The 1,886-nt window shown below is 49.4% G+C and carries 2 protein-coding genes; both read right to left on the reverse strand.

Features of this window, described 5'->3' with window-relative positions; genetic code table 11:
• Positions 1-156: 156 nt before the first annotated feature.
• Positions 157-642 (reverse strand): hypothetical protein, encoded by a 486-nt coding sequence (locus HMPREF3050_RS10235; protein ID WP_070774703.1) that lies wholly within the window; start codon positions 640-642, stop codon positions 157-159.
• 185 nt (positions 643-827) lie between these two features.
• Complete coding sequence (locus tag HMPREF3050_RS10240; RefSeq protein WP_070774705.1) at positions 828-1,673, reverse strand: mechanosensitive ion channel family protein; 846 nt, start codon at positions 1,671-1,673, stop codon at positions 828-830.
• Positions 1,674-1,886: the final 213 nt, after the last annotated feature.

The raw sequence follows: 1,886 nt of genomic DNA on the forward strand, positions 1-1,886 counted from the left end.
TTGATTCGTGGGCAAAGCCCACGCTACGGGTTTCTATTCTCTCTTGCTACGGTTTTGCCGTAGGTAGGATTCTCGAATCCGACGGCTATTTGAGATGGCAGCGGCTGTTGTCGGATACAAGCCTCCAACCTGCGACCGGCTACGGTTTGCCCAGCATTATTTGCAACGCATCAGCGTACGCGTCCGCCAAACTTTTTTGCCTGAGCCGTCCGTTGAAAAATCACGGAATCTTTGCGTCAGCATGCCTCGATTTAACGAAAACTCAAAATTATCGTTATAAATCTGCGTACCTTGCTCCGGCTCCTCTTCCCGAACGCGTGCCGTACCTGCGATTTTATCGGGCGAATAAATTCGATAATTCAGTTTCGTATATTTCGCACCCCATTCCCAACCATTTAATTCAATTGATTTTTTACCTATTTCAATATAAAAGCCGCTATCTTCCGACACATAGACATTATCCATAGCAGCGTTTTCATCATAACCCATGGCACATAAAGCCCTTATATGTTTGGGCGATACCTTCCCTTCATAATGCCCGGCCCATTTGCCTTGAAACGCTTGCGGAATATCTTGGGCAGCGGCTTGGAATCCAAGAAGGAGCAAACCGGCGGTCAGAACAGATTTTAAAGTGAGCGACATTATTTTTGACCTTTCAAGAAAGAGTGTTTAAATCAATATGAATAATACAGGAAATGGAAAGAATATAAAAAGGTCGTCTGAAAACCATAAGACAGGTTTTCAGACGACCTCAGATGGGCTTTGGGTTTCAAACACCGTATGCCTACGGTTTCAGCAGGTCGGATTCGCCAATCCGAAACTTACCCTTACCCCTGCTGCTGGATGATATGCACATCGCGCTGCGGGAAAGGAATATTGATATTGGCAGCACGCAGGTTTTCCACCACCTGCTCGTTCAATCCAAAGCGGAACGCGCCCAAATCGGCTTCGTTCGTCCACGCCCAAAGCGTGATTTCGATGGCACTGTCGGCCAAGTTGGTAATATATGTTACTGCCTCTTTGCCTTGGGTTTGCACACACAAGGGATGCTCGGTGGCGGCTTTCAAGACGGCGGCTTTGGCGGCCTTCAAATCACAGGCGTAATCGACGCCGACCACCACCTGCACGCGGCACAGTGGCATGGAAGAACGATTCACGATGCTGTTGCTCATAACGACGCTGTTGGGCAGGATGACTTCTTCGTTATCCGGCGTACTCAGCGCGGTCTGCACCATTTTAATCTCGCTCACGGTACCTTCGAAGCCGTTTACTTTGATGAAATCACCAACCTTAAACGGACGAAACAGGATAATCAGCGCACCGGCGGCAAAGTTCGACAGTTGATCTTTCAGCGACAAAGCCACCGCCAAACCCGCGCCGCCGATTAAGGCGGTAACCGAAGTGGTCGGAATGCCCAGCTTGCCCAGCGCGGCAATGATGATCAGGATTAACAGGCCGACGTTAGCCACATTGCCGAGGAAGCTGACGAGCGTTCTGTCCACTTTGGCACGGGTCAGCGCAGCTTTCATCAAAATAACAAGGCGGGCGGCAATCCATCTGCCGACAAAGAAAATCGCCAGCGCGGCAACGAGGTTGGTACCGAATGCCATGCCGGTTTCGGCAAGACGTTCCCAGCCCGCGAATGAAGAGAGGTTTTCAAGATCGAAATTCATGATTTTTATTTCTGGTTAAAGGATGGTTGGAAATCTGGATATTATGGGTTTTGCGGCAAGCCTGTCCATCTTTTCAGACGACCTTAAAACCGCGTACCTGGGTCGTATTGAATCCATAAAGGGAACTGCGCCCGTGATTGTATGCCTGTCGGCGGGAAGAATAAAGGTCGTCTGAAAAACTCTGTAACGGGTTTTTCAGACGACCTTGGATGG

This window comes from Neisseria sp. HMSC065D04, assembly GCF_001815675.1.
Classification (GTDB): Bacteria; Pseudomonadota; Gammaproteobacteria; order Burkholderiales; family Neisseriaceae; genus Neisseria.